Source organism: Klebsiella sp. WOUb02 (assembly GCF_050058015.1).
Taxonomy (GTDB): Bacteria; Pseudomonadota; Gammaproteobacteria; order Enterobacterales; family Enterobacteriaceae; genus Klebsiella.
The window spans coordinates 3,649,196-3,668,707 of sequence record NZ_CP170110.1 but is presented as its reverse complement, the minus strand read 5'-3'; the positions used below and the strand labels follow the sequence as shown (position 1 = coordinate 3,668,707).

General features: G+C 57.2%; 25 protein-coding genes and 1 pseudogene. 22 read left to right on the top strand and 4 right to left on the bottom strand.

Features of this window, described 5'->3' with window-relative positions; genetic code table 11:
• Position 1: 1 nt before the first annotated feature.
• The 4 genes from ABOC21_RS24770 to ABOC21_RS24755 all read left to right on the top strand — a co-directional run bounded on the left by ABOC21_RS24770 (position 2) and on the right by ABOC21_RS24755 (position 4,414).
• A complete protein-coding gene (locus ABOC21_RS24770) occupies positions 2-157 on the top strand; it encodes a hypothetical protein (protein ID WP_159174780.1) in 156 nt (51 codons plus the stop codon).
• The gene (locus ABOC21_RS24765; protein ID WP_426813622.1) at positions 133-1,143 is read left to right on the top strand and encodes a DNA cytosine methyltransferase; all 1,011 of its coding nucleotides are present in this window, start codon (positions 133-135) and stop codon (positions 1,141-1,143) included. The genes ABOC21_RS24770 and ABOC21_RS24765 overlap by 25 nt, the downstream gene beginning before the upstream one ends.
• The gene (locus ABOC21_RS24760; RefSeq protein ID WP_426813621.1) at positions 1,140-3,620 is read left to right on the top strand and encodes a replication endonuclease; all 2,481 of its coding nucleotides are present in this window, start codon (positions 1,140-1,142) and stop codon (positions 3,618-3,620) included. Before ABOC21_RS24765 ends, ABOC21_RS24760 begins: the two co-directional genes overlap by 4 nt.
• A gap of 101 nt (positions 3,621-3,721) precedes the next feature.
• A complete protein-coding gene (locus ABOC21_RS24755; RefSeq protein WP_426813620.1) occupies positions 3,722-4,414 on the top strand; it encodes a DNA adenine methylase in 693 nt (230 codons plus the stop codon).
• A gap of 68 nt (positions 4,415-4,482) precedes the next feature.
• Here ABOC21_RS24755 and ABOC21_RS24750 read toward each other — a convergent pair whose 3' ends face one another.
• From ABOC21_RS24750 to ABOC21_RS24735, 4 genes are all read right to left on the bottom strand, one after another.
• Complete coding sequence (locus ABOC21_RS24750; protein ID WP_426813619.1) at positions 4,483-4,890, bottom strand: type II toxin-antitoxin system death-on-curing family toxin; 408 nt, start codon at positions 4,888-4,890, stop codon at positions 4,483-4,485.
• Entirely contained in the window at positions 4,890-5,234 is a 345-nt protein-coding gene (locus tag ABOC21_RS24745) for a type II toxin-antitoxin system Phd/YefM family antitoxin (protein WP_426813618.1), read from the bottom strand. Before ABOC21_RS24745 ends, ABOC21_RS24750 begins: the two co-directional genes overlap by 1 nt.
• A 455-nt stretch (positions 5,235-5,689) precedes the next feature.
• Positions 5,690-6,742, bottom strand: coding sequence for a phage portal protein (locus ABOC21_RS24740; protein WP_426813617.1), 1,053 nt, complete (start codon positions 6,740-6,742; stop codon positions 5,690-5,692).
• Positions 6,742-8,463 carry a terminase large subunit domain-containing protein gene (locus tag ABOC21_RS24735; RefSeq protein ID WP_426813616.1) on the bottom strand — a complete coding sequence of 574 codons (1,722 nt, stop codon included), beginning with the start codon at positions 8,461-8,463 and terminating at the stop codon, positions 6,742-6,744. The genes ABOC21_RS24740 and ABOC21_RS24735 overlap by 1 nt, the downstream gene beginning before the upstream one ends.
• A gap of 160 nt (positions 8,464-8,623) precedes the next feature.
• On the opposite strand from ABOC21_RS24735, the gene ABOC21_RS24730 reads away from it, so the two are divergent.
• The 18 genes and pseudogenes from ABOC21_RS24730 to ABOC21_RS24645 all read left to right on the top strand — a co-directional run bounded on the left by ABOC21_RS24730 (position 8,624) and on the right by ABOC21_RS24645 (position 19,433).
• The gene (locus tag ABOC21_RS24730; protein WP_426813615.1) at positions 8,624-9,457 is read left to right on the top strand and encodes a GPO family capsid scaffolding protein; all 834 of its coding nucleotides are present in this window, start codon (positions 8,624-8,626) and stop codon (positions 9,455-9,457) included.
• 23 nt (positions 9,458-9,480) lie between these two features.
• The gene (locus ABOC21_RS24725; protein ID WP_426813614.1) at positions 9,481-10,530 is read left to right on the top strand and encodes a phage major capsid protein, P2 family; all 1,050 of its coding nucleotides are present in this window, start codon (positions 9,481-9,483) and stop codon (positions 10,528-10,530) included.
• Between the two features lie 47 nt (positions 10,531-10,577).
• The gene (gene gpM, locus ABOC21_RS24720) at positions 10,578-11,486 is read left to right on the top strand and encodes a phage terminase small subunit (protein ID WP_426813613.1); all 909 of its coding nucleotides are present in this window, start codon (positions 10,578-10,580) and stop codon (positions 11,484-11,486) included.
• Between the two features lie 102 nt (positions 11,487-11,588).
• Positions 11,589-12,086, top strand: a complete 498-nt coding sequence (locus ABOC21_RS24715) for a head completion/stabilization protein (protein ID WP_426813612.1) — start codon at positions 11,589-11,591, stop codon at positions 12,084-12,086.
• On the top strand, positions 12,086-12,286 hold the full coding sequence (locus ABOC21_RS24710) for a tail protein X (protein WP_117251306.1): 201 nt from the start codon (positions 12,086-12,088) through the stop codon (positions 12,284-12,286). The genes ABOC21_RS24715 and ABOC21_RS24710 overlap by 1 nt, the downstream gene beginning before the upstream one ends.
• Positions 12,277-12,558, top strand: coding sequence for a hypothetical protein (locus ABOC21_RS24705; protein WP_426813611.1), 282 nt, complete (start codon positions 12,277-12,279; stop codon positions 12,556-12,558). Before ABOC21_RS24710 ends, ABOC21_RS24705 begins: the two co-directional genes overlap by 10 nt.
• Positions 12,555-13,106 (top strand): lysozyme, encoded by a 552-nt coding sequence (locus ABOC21_RS24700; RefSeq protein ID WP_187227999.1) that lies wholly within the window; start codon positions 12,555-12,557, stop codon positions 13,104-13,106. The genes ABOC21_RS24705 and ABOC21_RS24700 overlap by 4 nt, the downstream gene beginning before the upstream one ends.
• Complete coding sequence (locus ABOC21_RS24695; protein ID WP_426813610.1) at positions 13,103-13,498, top strand: DUF2570 domain-containing protein; 396 nt, start codon at positions 13,103-13,105, stop codon at positions 13,496-13,498. The genes ABOC21_RS24700 and ABOC21_RS24695 overlap by 4 nt, the downstream gene beginning before the upstream one ends.
• Positions 13,389-13,646, top strand: a complete 258-nt coding sequence (lysC, locus tag ABOC21_RS24690; RefSeq protein ID WP_418287116.1) for an Rz1-like lysis system protein LysC — start codon at positions 13,389-13,391, stop codon at positions 13,644-13,646. Before ABOC21_RS24695 ends, lysC begins: the two co-directional genes overlap by 110 nt.
• Complete coding sequence (locus ABOC21_RS24685; RefSeq protein ID WP_426813609.1) at positions 13,643-14,104, top strand: phage tail protein; 462 nt, start codon at positions 13,643-13,645, stop codon at positions 14,102-14,104. The genes lysC and ABOC21_RS24685 overlap by 4 nt, the downstream gene beginning before the upstream one ends.
• A complete protein-coding gene (locus ABOC21_RS24680; RefSeq protein ID WP_426813608.1) occupies positions 14,101-14,739 on the top strand; it encodes a phage virion morphogenesis protein in 639 nt (212 codons plus the stop codon). The genes ABOC21_RS24685 and ABOC21_RS24680 overlap by 4 nt, the downstream gene beginning before the upstream one ends.
• Positions 14,739-15,323: a phage baseplate assembly protein V gene (locus ABOC21_RS24675; RefSeq protein WP_426813607.1), complete on the top strand. Its 585-nt coding sequence runs from the start codon at positions 14,739-14,741 to the stop codon at positions 15,321-15,323. The genes ABOC21_RS24680 and ABOC21_RS24675 overlap by 1 nt, the downstream gene beginning before the upstream one ends.
• On the top strand, positions 15,320-15,688 hold the full coding sequence (locus tag ABOC21_RS24670; RefSeq protein WP_148379620.1) for a GPW/gp25 family protein: 369 nt from the start codon (positions 15,320-15,322) through the stop codon (positions 15,686-15,688). The genes ABOC21_RS24675 and ABOC21_RS24670 overlap by 4 nt, the downstream gene beginning before the upstream one ends.
• A pseudogene (locus ABOC21_RS24665) lies at positions 15,675-16,576 on the top strand (baseplate assembly protein). Before ABOC21_RS24670 ends, ABOC21_RS24665 begins: the two are co-directional and overlap by 14 nt.
• A complete protein-coding gene (locus tag ABOC21_RS24660; protein ID WP_426813606.1) occupies positions 16,569-17,165 on the top strand; it encodes a phage tail protein I in 597 nt (198 codons plus the stop codon). The pseudogene ABOC21_RS24665 and the gene ABOC21_RS24660 overlap by 8 nt, the downstream one beginning before the upstream one ends.
• Positions 17,143-18,924 carry a hypothetical protein gene (locus ABOC21_RS24655; RefSeq protein ID WP_426813605.1) on the top strand — a complete coding sequence of 594 codons (1,782 nt, stop codon included), beginning with the start codon at positions 17,143-17,145 and terminating at the stop codon, positions 18,922-18,924. Before ABOC21_RS24660 ends, ABOC21_RS24655 begins: the two co-directional genes overlap by 23 nt.
• Before the next feature lie 9 nt (positions 18,925-18,933).
• Positions 18,934-19,209, top strand: coding sequence for a hypothetical protein (locus tag ABOC21_RS24650; protein WP_426813604.1), 276 nt, complete (start codon positions 18,934-18,936; stop codon positions 19,207-19,209).
• Positions 19,210-19,211: 2 nt separating this feature from the next.
• The gene (locus tag ABOC21_RS24645) at positions 19,212-19,433 is read left to right on the top strand and encodes a hypothetical protein (protein ID WP_426813603.1); all 222 of its coding nucleotides are present in this window, start codon (positions 19,212-19,214) and stop codon (positions 19,431-19,433) included.
• Positions 19,434-19,512 lie beyond the last annotated feature (79 nt).

Below are 19,512 nucleotides of genomic sequence, written 5' to 3'. Positions count from 1 at the left end.
AATGAACGAAGAAACCAATTATCGCCGGTTCTGGCGAAACCTTGTTATCTGCTGCGCGCTCTGCTCGCTGCTGTTCTGGCTCCCGATGGGCTATCTCGCCTTTCGTGTTTTCTCTGTGGTGTGGGAGGCGCTGTGGTTGCTTATTACAACGAAATAGACCTCCACGCAGCCCAGCACCTGCGCAACCTTATCGACGCCGGCCATATTGCGCCGGGCGTCGTTGATACCCGTTCAATTGAGGATGTAACCCCCAATGACCTTATCGGATTCAATCAGTGCCATTTCTTCGCCGGGATCGGCGGATGGTCTCTCGCGCTGCGCCGCGCAGGATGGCCCGACAATCGCCCCGCATGGACAGCATCATGCCCCTGCCAGCCTTTCAGCCAGGCAGGCAAAGGTCTTGGGTTTGCTGACGAGCGGCACTTATGGCCCTCCGCACACTGGCTTGTCGGCCAGCGCCGCCCTGTCGTGGTCTTTGGCGAGCAATCTGGCAGCGCTGACGCGAACGACTGGATCGACCTTGTACAAGCTGACGTGGAAGCCCTGGGCTATGCCTTCGGGGCGACTGCGTTTCCGTCTGCGAGCGTCGCCGCGCCGCACCAAAGAGACCGTGCTTATTGGGTGGCCGACGCCGATCGCCAGCAATGGGAGAGGTGCGGGGAATTTCAACCGACAGGGGGGGGTAAACCTTCAGACTGCGGCGTTATTAGCGGGTTGGCCCACACCGACGGCAACGGACGGGAAGGGCGGTTATCAGGGTGGACGGATCCGCAACGGGAGGCTATCAACGGACAGGCTGGACGTGGCTGCGCAATTAGCGGGCTGGCCGACGCCAACCACGAGCAACGATCGTTCACCATGCCCGCAAGAAGCTATGCAGACGTATCGCGAAAATGGAACAAAGATTCAGAAGCGCTTGCAGGATGTGGCGGTCCTGAGTGGCCAGGTCCGGTTAACGGCTTCTGGCGAGATGCTGACTGGCTATACTGCCGGGATGGAAAGTGGCGGCCAGCTAGACCCGGATCATTCCCGCTGGCTGATGGGGTTCCCGCCCGAGTGGGAAGACTGCGCGCCTACGGAAACGCTATCAACATTGAAGCGGCGGCAGCGTTCATAAAAGCGTATATGGCGGCGGAACAATGACCGCCGCATCAACTGCGCCTCACATCGCGCAGCCGGGTCGCGCTGACGCCACCCGGTATGATTACGAGTGGCAGAAGCCGAGACCTGCCATTTATGTTGATAAGACTCCTGCTGTTGATCTGGTTGAACTTGGTCAAGAGAAGGAGTTTTTGGCGTGGGTAAAAGTCACCCTTGCACCGCTACCTCGCTTTATTCGCCTGCGCCTGGCTTCCCGCATTGACAGCATTCACACCATGAAGGGCAGGCACATAGCCCGCCTGGCGCTGCGCGACATCATCCGCAGGGATCTGCCGCCTATCAATATGGTTAATGAGCAATATGCTATTGCGATGACCGATGAGGCTAAATCTCAGGCCGATACGGCATTTAAGGGGTTAAACCCGCTTTATCACACGTTCAACACCCTGCATGGATTGGTTGAGCGCTTTAATCGCCTGCCGGATTTCACGCCGGGAGATGTCGAGCTGCTGGCGCAGGATATCGCCATCTATATGCGGTCTGTGCTGAGTGAAGTTCATGAAACGATAGAGACGCAGAGTGATCGCAAATATGCCGGGTACCTTTACACCGAAGCGGCCATCCTCGCGCGGCTTTTCTTCCTGACGCCACCGAGCTGGGGAAAGTATTGTCGCGGCGCGTTGTTTATTGATGAGGCTACTACCGGCATCAGCAAGATGCTGGATGATCGCTACTGGCACCGCAACCTGAAAAAGTACGCCACGCGCTGGCGCGAGCATCTACACATTGCTTTTGGCGATGTGAAACGTGGTGCTGCTCCGTATTGCAGTAAGCACCACGTTGACGAGTGGGACGCCAGACGCAAGCGCAGCCGCGCGATCATGGCCCGCCTTGAGCTGGAAGATCAGGACACCAAAGAACGTATTTCGCTTATTAAGCAGATCGATAAGAGCATATCTAACCCGGCATTGCGCCGCGTTGAACTCATGACCCGCATCGGCGGCTTTGAGAAGGTAGCCACCGAAAGCGGCTACGCGGGCCAGTTTTTTACCCTGACAGCACCATCCAAATACCACGCATATACCGTATTCGGTCATCGTAATGCCAAATGGAACGGCGCCAGCCCGAGAGCGACGCAGCGCTACCTTAACCGGGTATGGCAGAAAATCCGCGCAGAGCTGGCCCGCCGCGAAATCCCGGTTTTTGGTTTGCGTGTAGCCGAGTCTCACCACGACGGTACGCCGCACTGGCATGGCCTGCTGTTCTCTTTGCCGGAACATTCCGCCGAGCTGATGGAAGTGATGGAAGACTACGCCACCCGCGAGGATGTGGAAGAGTTGCAGGGTAAGCATGGTAACCAGCCGCGCTTTGACATGAAGCCTATTGACCATGAGATCGGCAGCGCCACCGGCTACGTGGTGAAGTACATCAGCAAGAATATTGATGGTTACGCGCTCGACGGTGAAACCGACGACGAAAGCGGCCGGCCACTCAAAGAAACATCTAAACACGCTACCGCCTGGGCTTCATGCTGGGGTATCCGTCAGTTTCAGTTTTTGGGTGGCGCGCCGGTGTCTGTCTGGCGCGAGTTGCGCCGGTTCCGCAATCAGGAACAGGCCGACAAGATAAACCCGCTGTTTGCCGAGCTACACCGCGCGGCCGATGCTGGCGACTGGCAGCAATACACTCAATTACAGGGCGGCGCACTGGTTGCCCGCCGCGATCTACCGCTGCGCATCTGGTACCAGCAGAAAGACGAGCCGAATGATTACGGTGAATATCGTGACCTCATCAAAGGTCTGATGATGCCAGCCGTTCAGATCCCACCCATTGAAACCCGCCTGCATTCCTACTCAATCGTAAGGAAGAAACCGGAGGTTTTAGACGACTCCGGCCAGGTAGTTGACTTTGATTTTGACCTTCCGGGCGCGTCCGCGCCCTCTAGGACTCGTGTCAATAACTGTACCGAGGCTAAAAAACAAACAAATCCGCCGCCAGGATCACCGTCATTAATGACGGTGTCAGCTGACGGGGAGGAGCCGGAACAGTTTGAAATCGGTCAGTTAACACGCGACCAGCGAAAACAGGTGTTTGAGAGCATTCGTAACTACAAACCGCCGCGGCAAAAATCGCCTGCTGATGAGTTTGAGGAGCTGGCGCGCAGCATAACCAGCGGTGACTGTTCCGAATACGACACTCGCCGGGCTGAAAGTTACCTCAAAGCCGCCCACGAAATCAGGCGGCAAGAGCAGGTTTTATCACCGGAAATTGCCGGGCTGGCAGGGTTAATCCAGTCGTGGGCACAGGTTAAAAAAATTCAGATCAGTAAGCCGCAGGCCATACAGCTGGCGCGCGGCAATGAAGTGACGGTGCTGGATACGGTGTATCGGGCGCATCCGGTTACGGGTGAGCTGATCATTGCCGGGGTTGATAAGCCGTGGCGTAAAACTCTGGCAGATCATAAAGCCGGTGACCTGGTCACGCGTTGGAAGAAAGCAGCTAAACGGAAAAGCCGCTGATTATTCAGGAGGGCACGGTCACTTTTGACCGTGCTGGCCATTCTATCGAGCACCGTCATTTTTAGCAGTACTGCAGAACTATTTTTAGGAGATTGGCGAGTATGAGCTATCTGGGAAGCAAGGCGGGCAGCGGTGTTTATCAAAAAATCATCGCCGAAATGCCACCGCATGATACCTACATTGAAACGCACCTGGGCGGCGGCGCGGTGATGTTGCGCAAGCCCCCGGCGCGACGTAATTGGGGGATCGATATTGACCCGGAAACCGTCGAGATATTTAACCAGGGCAACCCTGATTTTCTGGATAGACTGGCCGACACCCTGTTTATTGATGTTGGGGATGCCGTCGAATTCTTGAGTTGCTTTGATTACGCCTCTGCCGGCCGCGTCTTAATTTATTCTGATCCGCCATATCTCCACGAAACGCGCTCCAGTTCTGCGCGCTATCGGCATGAATACACCATTGGCGATCATTACCGCCTGTTGGGCTTGCTCTGCTCGATGCCAGAAAATGTGAGCGTAATCGTATCGGGATATCCTTCTTCGGTTTATGACAATGCCTTACCGAACTGGCGCAGCAAGGAATTTCAGGCCATGACGCGCGGCGGCGTGCGCACCGAGAAAATCTGGATGAACTACCCAGAGGGGGCCGCATACTCGCATGCGTTCGCCGGTAAAGACTACAACGATAGGTATCGGATTAAGCGAAAAGCGCAGCGCTGGAAGGATAAATTTGCAGCATTACCGCCAGCAGAACGACTGGCGATCATGGTAGCGCTGGGTGAGGTGGAGTAAAAAGCAAAAAGCCGCTTAATCAGGCGGCTTTTGTGCATCGGACGGGCTAAAAACCATCAAATTCATCACTAAAGATAATCTTCTTCATAGTCATTAATCAGATCATTTCCATAATCAGACAGTAGTTTAAGGGCAAAAGTGGTTTCTTCCAGGCTGGCTGCTCCCATCGCAGCAAATACCGTTAATTTAACCAGCAAAAGCGAGCCTGATAGCTCTGAGCCATTCATCATCAAGAAGATAGAGGCCGCCTGAAACGCGGTTCTTTTATTACCGTCATGGAAAGCATGCGCTTTTGCTATGCCAATAAGGTACATAGCGGCAAGAGCATAAATATCGTCAACACCTTCATAGTAATGCAGGTTCTGAATACGGTTTAACGCCCCCTCCAGTAGCCCAGCATTGGGGCTGCCACTCTGAGGGAGGGTTTCAGCATGTATCCGCTCGACCTCGCCTGTCGACAGAAAAACCAGATCCATTAGTTATCCTCAAGCCTCTTGATGATTTCGGCGTGTTTTTCCTTCGTGCGCTTCATTGCCTCTTCAAAGGAAAGCGCCTTTTTCCCATGAGAAAACAACGTGGGGTGGCGCTTTGCGAGTTCACGCGTTGTCTGCAACAAAGGATGTTGGCTCATTTTAGTTACCTTTTCTCGAATGCTTCTGAGGTCATCGCTGGCAGCAAGATATTCAGGGCTAAGATCCGAACCAGAAAGAACAACATCCTTCCGGTCTTCACCCTTAATAGTGATGCTTCCACCAGAGCGGAGGTACTCCAGCATATCGCCAATATTTGCACGAAATTCAGCGTCAGTTACAGTTTTCATATTCGTTTCCAGCATTCGCACCGTAGCGTAAATATAGCGACATATTGCGCAATAATAACACGCCTTCAAGGTGTTTGATGTAGTGCAAAAAGGTGCACAAATTTGCACAATTTTTGAAACGTCGTTTTTGCCCCGCAGCGCCAGTACTGGCGGGACTTCGGCGGTCTGCACAAAGTGCACAAAAAGACGCATGTTTAGCGCGCAGGCGAGGCGGGGGAGTAAGCGCGCGCTTTGGGGGTAGGGAAGGGGTCGGCATACCTCGCCAAAAGCCGCCTGCCGGGCGCGCACTTTCGCGGTGCATCCGGCGAGCGGGCAGGCAAAAGCCCGCCAGAATGGCGCTGGCTGCGTCTGGTTGGTGATATGACATTGAGGTGTTGCAGGTTGGCCGACATGGCCGGGAATGGCGGTGCTGCAGGTCGGTACCGCACCGCCAGGAATGGCGGTGCGGCCTGGTGTTACTGCGCGACGTCGAGCAGGGCGTAAGGGTTGAAGCGGATCACCTCTTCGCCGAGCCAGTCGTTAACATGCTTCATCGCTTCCATGACCGGCGTCAGCTCGTTGACCGCAAAGACTCTCGCCGCCTTCTCGACGTCGCCGAACGATCCGTTGCCTTCCGGGATGGCGCCCATCAGCTGCGGCGGAACACGGTGAGCCGCGAGCATGTCGTCACGCGTGGAGGACTTCACACCCACAAACTCATCCTTTGCCGATATCTGGCTGAACGGCAGGATCTGCACGGCATCTTTGCCGACGCCGGGCGCACTCAGCAGGATGTTTTTAAATGCCCCGCCTCGCCGGGTATCGGTCAATGTTTTCTTCAGGTTCTCCAGGCTTTCACCGTCAGCCACTGCGCTGCTGACGTAGACGATACAGCCGGCATGCGACCCGTTGTCGTAGTAGAGCTTGCGGAACTTGTCGGCGGAGTGCGCCAGGTTGGCCGACAGCAGGCCGGCGAAATATTCAGGCATGCCGTAGATCTCCTGGTGAATGTCGGGGTTGATCACATGGCACACCGAACCGGTTTCGAACTGGTGGTCATCAAGGCCGGACTGAATAAACCAGTAGGTGTCGAGGTCAGAGCCTCGCCGGGTGTACTTCGCCAGTGAGTTACGAAAACCCATTGGCCCATACAGGCGGTTACGACGCATCTCAAGGTACGCATTACCGAACACAAACCAGTCGAGCGCAAAGGCGCTGAACGCCTGGCGCGATAACAGTTTGTGCGGGATAAAGCATCCGGCCAGCACGTTACGCTTGAAGAACAGCGCCGACTGGTGCCAGCTCGCATAGCCGAACTGGCGGGCCAGTCCGTACCAGCTGATCGGCGTCTCGTAGTACCGGCCATTGTTGGCGCAGTACATGTTATCCAGCAGGTCATGAGCTCCGGTCACCGGCCACGGGCCGTCGAACGTGAACGCGCTCAGGCCGGGGGCTGACTTCAGGGCGTCGGCGAGGTCGGCTTGCTCTCTGGCATACTGCCTGCCGCGCGGGGATTTTCGTCTGCTCATCAGTACTCCATAACAGTCATAGTGTTGCCGCCTTCCTGACCCAGCGGCTCGTTAACAGTGGCGAGCATGGTCGCCCAGGCGAGATCGCCGTGACTCACACCACGGGCACGGTCGGTGTCATAAGTGATGACGCCGCCAGGCGTGACCACTTTGCGCACAGCACAGAAGGCAGTGATCAGGTCATACTCTCCCCGGTCATACTCCCAGCGACCGGCGCGGATCAGTTGCAGCATTTTTAGTACCAGCATGCGCTTGCTGGCTGGCGAGAACTGGTAGCACACCGCCGCAGGGAAACGCTTCTTCACGAGCTGGTAAACCGCCTCACCAATGCCGCTACCGTCGATACCTATGTGCTGCACGTTGTAGCGCGTGAGCATGTTAATAATCATGGCGGCCTGCGCCTCAAACTCCATGCCGCGCACGCGAATGGTCTCGATGGTGCGGAACTTGCCGCCGGGGATCAGTGGCGCTGCGTTAACAGAGATGGCCCCGCTGTCGCCTTTGCCGCTGGAGCCGTTGGGGTCGTAGCCAATCCATACCGGGCGATCGGCCATCGGGCGCATGGCGTAGGGCTTCCAGTCCGGCCACTCGTCGTAACCGTCTGCGGCGCAGCTCAGCAGCATGTTGTAGTCAAAGGCGGTTTCACCATCCTTGATGAAGACACAACCGTAGAGGTTGTCGTACTCTTCCGGGCTGCTCTCCTCGCGGATTTCGTCAATGTCAGTCAGAGTCCAGCCGTGATCGATGGCGTCCTGCAACGTGACGATCTGGCGCCAGATTTTGTCCGGGCACATCACCCCGCTGTTAAGCGTCTTCCAGGACGTGTCGAACTCCACGCGCTTACTATGGCTGCGGCCTTTGTTGAACGCCTCACCAGACCAGAAGGGGTACGCCTCGTGACTCTCTGCCGACGGCGTCGAGAAGTAGGTACGCGTCAGCCCCTTCAGGGTCGCCATTGCGCCGGCCACTTTCTTCAGGTTGGCAAACTGCCCGACCCAGAAAAATTCATCGAAATACAGGTTGCCGGTGTACGACTGCGCGGTTGCGGCTGACGTGCCGAGAAAGTGCAGCTCCGCGCCGTTGAACAGCTGGATCATGTCACCGCCCTTTAGCTCCACGTCCACCTCAGCAGCAGCGGAACGAATGAAGGTGCGGAACTGGTACGCCTGGCGACGGCTGGCCGACAGAAATATCTGATTGCGCTGATGTTTGTGCTCAACCTCGTCAGACAGCGCACGCAACAGCGCCTCGTGGGCAAAGTACCAGGTCGCGCCAATCTGACGGCTTTTCAGGATAGCCCGGTTACGCCACCGATGATTGTCGTACCAGTTCTTTTGATGCCAGCGCAGAGAGCCGAGTATGTTCTCTCGTAACGCAGCGATCTGCGCCTCTGAAAAGAAGTTCTGTTTCTTGCGGATCTTCTTCTTCGGCTGCGTCACTGGTGTGCCGTTATCCAGCTTTTTGAGCTGTCGCGTCAGCAGGTCAATTTCCTTGAAGTCGCCACCGGTCTTTGTGTCCTTACTGGTGAGCTGGATCAGTCGCGCATCAATGGACGTTGTGACGCGCTGAACTGGCGGCGTGGTGTCCCATTCGTCACGTTTTTTCCATGAGTAAATCGTGTTCTGATTGATACCCATCAGGCGCGCGATTTCCGCCGGCGGGTATCCCTGCCAGTAGAGCTGCCGCGCCCGCTGCATGATGAATGCTTCTTCAATCGCCATTAATCCTCCTCGCTTCCTGCCGGGGAGATTAACCCGCGCGCGCGTGCCCTTTCGCCCGCTTTTGGTTGTGGTAGCTCCCTCACAACAACAACGCGTTGAGCGCGTGCGTCACCGCCTGCCATCATCACCGGGAACTCAGAAACCGAGCGAGTAAACGAACATGGCAGGCACAACCAAACCCCGTAAGAAATTCCGCGTTGCCGTCTCCGGTAATACCGTTGATGGCCGCGAAATTCAGCCGCAACACCTCCGTGATGCAGCGGCGAACTACAGCCAGGAAGTGTACGGCGCACGCGTCAACATTGAGCACTATCTCTCCATGTATCCCGGCAGCGACTTTGGCGCGATGGGCGATGTGGCAGCACTCAGCACCGAGGACATTACCGAAGGGCCGCTGGCCGGGCGCACGGCGCTGTATGCGGAAATTGAACCGTCTGATCGCATGGTGCAGATGACCAATAAGGGGGAGAAGGTCTACTCCAGCATTGAGCTGCACCCGCAATTTGCCCTTAACGGCAAGGCCTATGTCGTGGGGCTGGCGATGACCGATACGCCGGCAAGTCTCGGCACCGAACGCCTGAAGTTTGCCGCGCAGCACCGCGCATCGGTGATGGCCTTCAACAACCAGCAGGCAGAACCGCCGATGTTCACCGAAGCCATTGAAGCCGAGGTCATTGAGCTGACCGCTCAGCGCAGCGACGAGGGCGCGAAGTGGTATAGCCGCGTGATGGGCATTATCAGCAAAGGCCAGAAAACTGATGATCAGCGCTTCAGCCAGATGCATCAGGTCGTTGAAGCCGTGGCGCAATCACAATCTGAACAAATTGACCAGTTCAACGCCGCTGAACTGGAGCGCCAGCAGGACAAAGCCGCCATCCAGAAGCTGACCACCGACCTTGCCGCGCTGCGCCAGCAGCTTGAAGGGACGGACGGCAATTTCAGCCAGCGCCAGCCAGCGAACGGCGGCGCGAACGCGCAGCTCGCTGATTACTGATATCCATAACGAGAGATCCCGACATGAGAAATCCTACCCGTAAGCTGTTTGACAGCTACGTTGCCCGCCAGGCACAGCTGAACGGCGTCAGCGCTGCCGCCGTTGCGGCGCAATTCAGCGTTGATCCGACCGTGCAGCAGCGCCTTGAAGCGGCCGCGCAGCAGGATGATGCTTTCCTGAAACTGATCAACGTCTTTGGCGTTGAAGAGCAGATCGGCCAGAAAATCCTGATCGGCAGCAAAGGCCCGCTGGCGGGCGTCAACAACAGCACCACCAACCGTCGTAATCCTGGCGCTAACGACCAGATGGATCCGTACAACTATCTGTGCCGCAAAACCAACTACGACTACGCCGTCAGCTATGCGCAAATGGATGCGTGGGCGCATCAGCCGAACTTCCAGCCGCTGATTAGCTCTGCGATGGCCCGTCAGATGTCGCTCGACCGCATCATGATCGGCTTTAACGGTACCAGTTACGCCGACCCATCAGACCGCGCAGCGAATCCGCTGTTGCAGGATTGTGGTATTGGCTGGCTGCAAAAAATCCGCAACGAAGCGGCGCACCGTCGCATTACCGGCGTGACGATCACCTCGCGCAACCAGAACAACGCCATTGTCGCCGAGGGCACCTACGGTAACGTAGCGGCTGCGGTCTATGACGCCAAAAACAGCCTCATGGATGAATGGCATAAGCGCAACCCTGACAACGTGGTGATTTTGTCCGGCGATCTGCTGACAACCAGCAATTTCCCGACCATCAACGCCATGAGTCAGACCAACCCGAACACCGAAATGCTGGCCGGTCAGCTGATTGTTGCGCAGGAACGCGTCGGCAACATGCCGACCTTTATTGCGCCTTACATGCCAGGTAACGCCATTCTCATCACGCCGTTTAAAAACCTCTCGATTTACTACCAGCGGGGTGGTCTGCGCCGGACGATCAAAGAGGAGCCGGAATACAACCGCGTGGCAACGTACCAGTCCTCGAACGATGACTTCATCGTTGAAGACTACGGCGCAGTGGCCTTTATCGACGGCATCACCTTTGCCGAAGCGGCAGAAGGCGGCGAGTAACCGTGCACCAGGCGGGCTACGGCCCGCCGTTATTCGGGGAAGAGATAATGCTGACACCGGCACAAAAACATTTTCAGACGGTCATGGCCGAGCGTCATGGCAAAACCGACCAGCAGTCAGATACCGCACGGACGGCGCACGAGCAAATCATGCACCGGCTGCGCATGGATCAGAGTGCATTAAAGCGGGTGCAGTCTGACCAGGCGAAAGCAGCGATGAAACGCCAGCTGCTGCCGAATTATGAGGGCTGGATCGAGGGCACTCTCGACGGCGACAGCGGCCGACAGGACGAGGTAATCGTCACCCTGATGGTTTGGGCGATCGATGCCGGCGATTACGCGCTGGCCGCCCGTATTGGCCGCTATGTCGTTACACATGGCCTGCTGATGCCAGACCGCTTCAACCGTACCGCCGCAACCGTTCTTGTCGATGAGATTTGCGATCCGATCCTGGTGCAGGTCAAGGCAGACGATACCACCGACGTCACGCCATATCTGGCGGTGCTCGATGAGGTTGCAGAGTTCACCGCCGGCAGCGATATGCCCGACGTGGTTCGCGCCAAACTCTGCAAAGCACGCGCTTTTGCGCTGCGAAACGGCACAACCGAAGAACAGACCGCCGCGCTGGCACTGTTGCGCCAGGCGCTGACTCTGGATGCGGGCGCCGGGGTGAAAAAAGAGATTGAACGCCTTGCCCGCGCGGTGAAAAAAGCCGCAGCAGACGCGGGCGCAGGTGAGGGCGGTGATGCTGATGGTACCGATGGAGGCGATAGCGCTGAAGGTACTGGCGATACCGGCGGAGATACCGCAGCGGACGGCGCAGGCGAAGCTGCAGCAACGTCAGATCCGGCGGTAGCGGCCAGCGCCACAGCGACCAAAACCACCCGCAAAAGCACAACTCGTAAGACGGCAGCGCGCAAAACAACCACGAAAAAAACGCCTGCTGTCAAAAAATAACCGACTTGCGCCCCGTGCGCTGGCGGCGCGGGCGGAGATCTGCAACGCATTGCGTTTTCTTTTCTCCGTCCGCTCACCGCCACCTATTCAGGAGACGACGCGATGAGCCTTGTAGCCGGTCGCACTGTTACCCCCTCCTCGGAGGATGTGCCGGACACTGACGACGGTGGCGAGAAAGTCACCGCCGGGACGTTCTGGCCGGAAATCGCCCTGAGCGATGTGCGCATGGAGATGCGCATCAATGGTGCGGTGACCACCTCGCGCCTGAAGCAAGCCGTTATTGAGGGGGTATCCCACACCCTCGATCAACTGGTTGACTGGCAGGCCGTTCAGCTGTCAGCGGGTTACATCCGACTGGCCGACGTCCCGGCGGTCGAGGTGAACGGCGAAAGCGTGAAGGTCCACCGTTTCCGCCGGGCGGTATTCAGTATTGCCCGTGCGCACATCCTCGGCACGAACCGGGACGTGGATACCTCGGGCGATGCGGGCGAAAAACGCGCCGCGGCGCTGACCTCGCAGGCCGATGATATGTGGCGCGATGCACGCTGGGCGATCTCCGATATTCGCGGCACCGTGCGCAATACTGCGGAGGCATTCTGATGAAAGTCAAAGCGTTGCAGGGCGACACGGTAGACCTGTTATGCCAGCGGCACTACGGCTCCACGCAGGGCGTGACTGAGATCGTCCTCGCTGCTAACAAAGCGCTGGCCGGTCAGATCTTTCTCGACGCAGGCCAGGTGGTAGAGCTGCCGGAAATCAGCACCACGGCGACACAGGAGACCGTGCAGCTATGGACTTAATCAATCGCATCTGGAATGGCGTGACGTACTCCTGGTCAACGTTTCTGACGGGCGTTGGCGTCATGACGCAAAAGGACTGGCTCACCGCCGCCGGCATCCTGATTGGTATCGCCGCCGCTGTGTTGGGCGAGATGCACCGCCGCCGGATGGCGCGCATTCAGGAGACCAATAACACGCTGCTGAACGAACTGATCGACGCCATCCGCGACGACACCGAGAACCGCCAGGACGTTAAAGAGCTGATCCGAACCATCCGGGAGGCGCCGCGATGAAAAAACGCATTATTGCCTGCTCAACCGCCGCGATCATCTCGCTGGCGGCGACGCTCTGGCCACAGGCGCTGCGAACCAGCCCGGAAGCACAGCAGAAGATGGCGAAGTACGAGGACTGTCGCAAGACCCCGTATTACTGCCCGGCAGGCGTGCTGACGGTGGGTATCGGCTCCACCTCAAAGGTGGAGAACCGCGAATACGCCGAGGGCGAGATCGCCGAGCGCTGGGTTAACGATTTGATGCGCGCCGAAAAGTGCACGAACCGCGAGTTTAATGGTGCCGCCGCACCGCAGAAGGTCTTCGAGAGCATGACCGACGGCACCTTTAACGTCGGCTGTACCGGGCTGGGCTGGTACACCAACGCCAAAGGCCAGAAAGTCAGAACCACCCTCTGGCGCCATGCGCAGGCGGGAAACTGGCGGGGCGTCTGCGAACGACTGACGGACTTTGTGAACTCCGGTGGCAAGCGCCTGCAGGGGCTGGTCAACCGCCGGGAAGAGTTCAAAGCCTGGTGCTTATCTGACCCGGCGCTGAAGGGGGCGAAATGAAAGCGGCCGCCATTCTTGCCATCGTGATGTTTGTCCTGCTGATTGCCGCCGTCAGCGGTCTTGCGTGGCAAAGCCATAAGCGCGAACAGGCAGAGCAATCGCTGACCAGCACCAAGGGACAGCTGAAACAGACCGGCGATGTGCTGACCGAGGTCAGGGCGCTACGCCGGGACGTCAATCAGGTTGAGGCCGGGCTGAAGCAACTAAACCAGCAGCGCACCGCAACGGGAGAACACCGACGTGAAAACATCAAAACCGCACTGGCCGGTAACGGCTGCGCCGTTGCTCCTGTGCCTGCTGTTGGCGCTGACAGCCTGTACCAGCGAGCCGAAGAAGTCAGCGCCGCAGATTATTCAGGAGCCCTTGCCCGAAAGCCTGACGGCAAAAACTGATGTTCCGCCACCACCGGCCAGGCCGATGACGTGGGGCGGGCTTGCCGTCTGGACGGACTCATTACTTGATGCGCTGGATACCTGCAACGCCGATAAGGCGGGGATCCGTGAGCTGGAACTGCGGCGTATTGCCAGGGGGATAAAGTGAAAAAAGCCGAACTACTGCGTGCTGCGCTGACCGCCGGTAATACCTGGTGCAAAGCCAACCCGGAACAAATCACGGTCTGGGTGGAAAAAGGTCATATCCAGATTGAGGCGACCGGCGAAGCGTCGTTCATGTACCACTACACCATTCAGGTGCTGGCGATGGATTTTCCCGGCCAGGTGGACGATCTCATGCTGCCGCTGCTGGCGTGGGTATGGCAGCAACAGCCTGACTTGCTGCTGAATCCCGACAATAACCGCAAGGTGGAGTTTGACGCCGAGATCGTCAACGACGATGTCGCCGACATTCTGTTTAAGGTGCCTGTCTGGGAGCGCGTCATAGTGACAAACGACGCATTCGGCACGCCGAAGGCGGAGCATCTCGCCGAGTCCCGACCCCGTTTCAATGGCGGAGAGTGGGAGATGGTCTTTAATCCCGAGTCCGGAGGCGCACTGGCATGAGCAATGATCCGTCGTTTCATCAGCTTGATGAGGTGTTTGCGGCCATTCTGGAAGGGGCGTCCGTACAAGGCCGCCTGCGCATGGCCAGGGGGATGGCTACGATGTTGCGCCAGAGTCAGAGCCGGCGCATCGGCAAGCAGGAAGACCCGGACGGCACGAAATATGAAGGCCGCCGCCGCAAGGTGCTGCGTGCGCGCGCAGGAATCAAATTCATATGGCAGGGGCAGGAAAGAAACCTGCGCAACTGGCGTACAACCCGCAGTAGGCGGGGGCGCATGGTGAGCGGTTTTGACGTGGAGCGCGGGGCGCAGCGGTCATTCTATCGCGAGGATATTGAGCGTTATCTCGATATCAACCTGAGTGAAACGCGCCGCAATACCACTACGGCCGAGCCGATGTTCCGGCGCCTGAGAACCGCGCGCTTCCTGAAGTCACGCGCTACGGTCGATGGCGTTGAAGTGGGCTATTCCGGCGTTGCTGCGCGTATCGCGAGAGCACATCAGGAAGGGCTACGTGATCGGATTAATGACAGCGGTGCAATGGCGGACTACCCGCGCCGCGAGCTACTGGGCCTGAGCAAAGCCGACCGCACGGCTATTTTCCGCCACGTGATTAACTCACTGGAGGGGCGCTGATGGAGATTGCCGGGCTGCTTCGCCTGCTTGAGAACATCGCCCGCACCGGCACGGTGACGGAGATCGACGAGGGAAAATGGCGCGTTCGCGTGCAAAGCGGCGAGCTCGAAACCACCTGGCTGCGCTGGACGGCGCAGCGGGCCGGTGCGTTTAAAGTTTGGGTGCCGCCGTCCGTCGGCGAGCAGGTCTGGTTCCTGTGCCTGGGCGGCAATACCGACGTCGCGTTTATCGGTGGGAGCCTGTACAGCGCCGACAACCCGGCACCGGGCGCATCGCGTAACGAGATGGTGGTAACGGCACCGGATGGTGCGACGTTCCGCTATGACGCGGAGGCGGGGGCGTTGCAGGTGAGGGGCATTAAATCCGCCGTGGTTGAGGTGTCAGTCAAAATCACGCTGGACACGCCGGAGGTGGAGTGCACCAACCTGCTGACGACCAAAAATCTTAACGTCACCGAAGGCGGTGAGATGCACGGCGATATCACCCACACCGGCGGGGCGTTCACCTCTAACGGTGTGCAGGTGGATGATCACAGTCACGGCGAGGTTGAGCGCGGTGGCGACTGGACGGTGGGCACAAAATGACAGAGCGCTATCGCGGTATGAATGCCGCAGGCACCGGCACCCTGACCGACGAGGATCACGTGTGGCAGTCAGTTAACGACATTCTGCTGACGCCGGTTGGTAGTCGCCTGATGCGCCGTAACTACGGCTCACTGTGCCCTGACCTTATCGACAGCCCGAAAAACGACGTCACCCGCCTGCAACTGATGAGTGCGGCGGTGATAGCGCTGGCGGCGTGGGAGCCGCGGATCGTGCTGGACACCATCAATGTGACGTATTCCGCCAGTGGCGCGGTAACTGCTGAGATGTCCGGCATGCTGACCGAATCGATGGAAAAGAGCACCCGTGCGGTGACGTTAAAGGGGGATGCCAATGCCAACAATTGACCTGTCACAGCTGCCATCACCGACCATTATCGAAGAGCTGGACTTCGAGGCCATCCTCATTGAGGTAAAAGCGGTGATGGTGGCTGCATTCCCGGATGATCAGCAGACAGCCTGTCGCGGCAGCGATAGAGCTGGAGTCGGAGCCGCTGAATATTATTGCTCAGGCAGTGGCGTACCGTGAGCTGTTGTTGCGCCAGCGCATCAATGAGGGTGCAGCAGCCTGCATGCTCAGTCACGCGACTGGCGATGACCTGGATAATATTGCTGCCAATCTGGACACGGAACGCCTGGTTATCACCGAAGCGACGGACACCACCGACGCCGTGACAGAAAGCGACGAGGCACTGCGCCTGCGCGCACAGGCCGCATTTGAAGGGATGAGCGTTGCCGGGCCGTCAGACTGCCTATGAGTATTTCGCCCGTAGTGCCAGCGGCAAGGTTGCTGCCGTACGCGCAACCAGCCCGTCACCGGCAGAGGTGGTGATCGCTATCCTCTCCAGTGACGGCGACGGGACGCCATCGGCCGAACTGATTTCGACGGTTCAGGCGGCGGTTAACGATGAAGATACACGCCCGCTGGGCGATCGCGTGACGGTGCAGGGCGCCGAGATTATTGAATATGCGATTGATGCCACCCTGTACCTGTATCCGGGCCCGGAGTCGGAGCCCATCATTAACGCCGCACTGGCCTCGCTGCAGACCTTTCTCGCGAATGCCGATAAAAAAATCGGCCGTGATGTGGTGCGCTCCGCCATTTCGGCAGCGTTGCATGTCCAGGGGGTGCAACGCGTGGTGATCAATTCACCGGAAAGCGATTTGCAGATCGATAACACGCAGGTGGCACGAAATACCGGCTACGAAGTGGAAAACGGCGGCACCGATGAGTAATTCTCTGCTGCCGCCGTCCTCCGGGGACTGGCTTCGCTACACCGAAGCCGGCACAGCCAGGCTGTCGGCGATCACAGTTGCACTTCGCACACTGTGGACGCCGACCGCTTGCCCCGTTGATTTGCTGCCGTATCTGGCCTGGGCGTTGTCAGTTGACAGGTGGGATAAAGGGTGGCCGGCAGAGAGAAAAATTGCCGCCATACAGCGATCGTACTGGCTGCACCGGCGCAAGGGTACGCGTGGCGCGGTGCGGCGCGTCATTGAGGACATGGGGTTTTCAGCGACGTTCGCGGAGTGGTTTGACGTCGGCGACGAACCGGGAACATTCCGCCTTGAAGTCGATATCAATGAGGTCGGGCTGACACAAAAGACCTTGGCAGAACTGAATCGCCTGATTGACGACGCAAAACCGGTCAGCAGGCATGCCGCCCGGCTCAATATCGCCGTTAAGCTGACGGGGGATATCTGGGCCGGATCCACATTATGTGGCGGCGACATTATCAGCATCTATCCGGAGGATTTTGAACCGGAAGAGAACATTACTTACAACGGCGTGATTTTTCACGATGGCAATTTTAATTACGGGTAAGAGTATGACCAGACTTCCAGAGTCCTCATCGTGGGAAGAAGAGATTGAGCTGATCTCCCGGAGCGAGCGCGTCGCCGGGGGACTGGATGGCCCAGCAAACCGCCCACTGAAAAGCCTGGCAAACCGTACGCGGTATCTTAAAGACCAGGCCGACACAGCAGATGAATCGATCGCCGAAAAAGTCAGTGCGGTAAAGACGTTCGCCGAGGGCGCGACCCTGGAATCGCCGCGTGAAGAAATCCTGTTCGACAGTTATCGCCTGGTGTGGACAGGGGAATTTCCGAAAACGGTTCTGGCTGGCAGCACGCCGCAAGGGACGGGCGGAATTGGTGCCGGATGCTGGGCGTATACGTCGGATGCTGTAATTCGCCAAAACCTGGGTTCAGGCGAAGAGGGTATGGGTTCATGGCTCCTGGCCTTTAAACAGACATTTGGAGGAGCGGTCGCGAGGACTCAACAGGCGAAAAACGCTGAGTCGATGTCGCTGATGGATTTAGGCGGGGACAGAGATGCAGTTAACCCGCTGGATATTGAAGCCGAAGCCAGGGCCCGCGCTACCTCTCTGCGTATTCCCTATCTCGGTTATGATCAGTATATGCTGCCCGGCATGGGGTTTAAGGCGTTCAAGTTCTGTGATGGGCCATATGACCGGGCGACGGTCACTGCCATCCGGAACATGATGGACCCTGGCGATACCGAGCCGCAGTCGAGCATTGCCGGGTTTGCAAATTCAGCGGCGCTGGCGCTCAACCCGGAGCGCGGGGCGGCGTCGCTCTACGTTCACCACGTCGCCCAGCCGCTCCTGTTAGGCAGTTCAAATACCACGTTCACCGCTGACTCTGTCACCTGCTCTGACCTAACGGCAGAGACCATTTCTAAAATCAGGGTTAAGCAGATTATTAACGTCACGGAAGGTTCGGCGACGTGGTCTTCATTTGTTCTGGGAGTAATTGATAAAACAATTTATATCGAGGATGCCTGGTACAAGGTTGGGAGCACCAATGTAACAGGCACGCCTGCTGACGGCTCAGCCATGAAACTGGTTCCAAATAATAAAAGCTGGGGCCTTAACGTTATTGCTTCGCTTAATGAGTCTTCCGACGCCAACACGTTCACCGTCGGTGAAATCAATGGCCGAAATAACAAAGCCTCCGCCGCAGGCAACGGTACCATATTGGATTTGATAAGCAACGGCACGTATAACATGAATGCCGGGGCGCTGACGAGGGGCAATCTGATATTCGCCTTTCGTAATATGGCTAACCATGTTGACGGCACTGGCGGCTATGGATTTGCTAACACCCCGGCCAGCGGAAACACGTCTTTTGGATTTTATGATGTTAACTCCACACAGAGCTTTCACTCCTGGGGCGCCCAATACGGTTTTACTGCGAAAAATATTCAAAGCTATGCGCTGAGAGTCCTTGATAACAGTAACAACTTCATCACCGGCATGGACGAAACCGGCTCGTGGCAGACCCCTAAGGAGTATTCAACTACAACAGCTATCGGGGCGACCGTGTCCGGTTTTGCCGGGGTAACGTTTGCGACCCCCTCGGCAACTGGTGACGCCATTATTATGCCGACACGCATGAAAAACAAAAAACTTACAGTTAAAAATTTGAGCGCCACGTACGCCCTGGCACTGACCGGCCCGTTTGAATTTGGCGCTGGCTCATTCAGCCTACCGGCAAAGGGCGCAGTGGTATTAGAGACTGACGGCACATACTGGTACATCCTGGCTAAATACACCGCATAAGAGGTTTATATGACAATTACCGTTTCAAAGAAAATAGAACGACACACTGCGTATATGGGATTTGGTGCCCCTTACGTTTCCGAACTTGATGTTGTGCTGAGCATTGATGTTATTGGTTCAAATATAATCGACCCCGCGAATAATATCGCCAACGCCGTTCACACGATTAAATTCGATATCGACAGCGGGGTTTATCTCGAACGGGTTGAGCAGTTTAATTTTGAAGATGAAGATAACCTCATTGCCGAGGCCGAGGCGTTCCTGACTCAATTCTACGGTGAATAAAAATGGCGAATAAAGAAGAATTACTGAAAAAGAGCAAGCGCGAAGTTGAGCTGGAAATAGAGCTGTATACCACCCGCGACGCGTTGCTTAATGCTCATATGCAAATCCTGTCACGGGATAAATCAGCAAACGATAACCAGCTCGCCGAAGCAAAGCTGGCGCTGGTGCTCATCAGGAAGGAAGAGAATAAGGCAGCAAAGGAAGATCAGGAATCCAGCCAGTAACGACGGGGTTGCATTAACCACGGATGTGATAGAGGTAGAACTGAAGGCGATCTATAAATACATACCTGCGACCCTTCAA